General features: G+C 65.8%; 1 protein-coding gene. It reads right to left on the bottom strand.

Going from position 1 to position 771, the window contains the following annotated elements; all coding sequences use genetic code 11:
- Positions 1-71: 71 nt before the first annotated feature.
- Positions 72-641 (bottom strand): DJ-1/PfpI family protein, encoded by a 570-nt coding sequence (locus Pmi06nite_RS41610; RefSeq protein ID WP_203958774.1) that lies wholly within the window; start codon positions 639-641, stop codon positions 72-74.
- Positions 642-771: the final 130 nt, after the last annotated feature.

Here is a 771-nt window from a genome sequence, read left to right as displayed (position 1 = left end):
CCAGGACGTGGACGGGAGAGCCGTCGACTGTGACGGTCCGAAGTGCCGTCACCGAGACAGGCCAGGTGTGCTCATGCGGATGCGGAGTTGATGGACTTCGAAAAGAGCTCCATCATCGCCCTGCCGAATTGCGGCATGTCGGGCCACCCCCGGCAGGAGACGAGGTTGCCGTCCACGACGTCGGGAGCGTCGATGACCGTCGCGCCCGCGTTCTCCATGTCACCGGTGATGGGGGGAAAGCACGCCGTCTTTCGACCCCTCAGCAGCCCGTACACAGCCGGCACCTGCGCGCCGTGGCACACCAGCGCGATCGGGAGGTCGCGCGCGAAGAAGTGCTCGGTGATGCGCCTGACGTCGGCGTCGACCCGGATCCACTCGGGGGCACGTCCCCCAGGGATGATGAGGGCGTCATAGCGCTCGACGTCGACCTCGGCCCAGGGCACGTCGACCGGCAGCTTTCGGCCGTTCTTCTCCACGTAGGCGTCGGAGTTGGGGTCGAACTCGTGGATGACCAGCTGAACGTCACGCATCGTCCGTGACGAGACGTCAACGTCCCAGCCCCCCTCCTGCACGCGATAGTAGGGATACATGGTGTCGAGCTCCTCGGCGGCGTCGCCGGTCAGAAGCAGCGCTCTGGGCACCTACTTCTCCTCGCATCTGGGGCGGGTGAGGTGGATCAGATCCAATCCGATCCGGCTGGGTTAGCATTCCTCGGCCCAGCCCGCCCGTCAAGCCTGTACCGTCATTCCGTCCGCGTCCTTGACTTCGTCG

This window comes from Planotetraspora mira, assembly GCF_016863275.1.
Lineage (GTDB): Bacteria > Actinomycetota > Actinomycetes > Streptosporangiales > Streptosporangiaceae > Planotetraspora > Planotetraspora mira.
The sequence above is the reverse complement of the archived record's forward strand: the minus strand, read 5'-3'. Positions and strand labels throughout refer to the sequence as shown.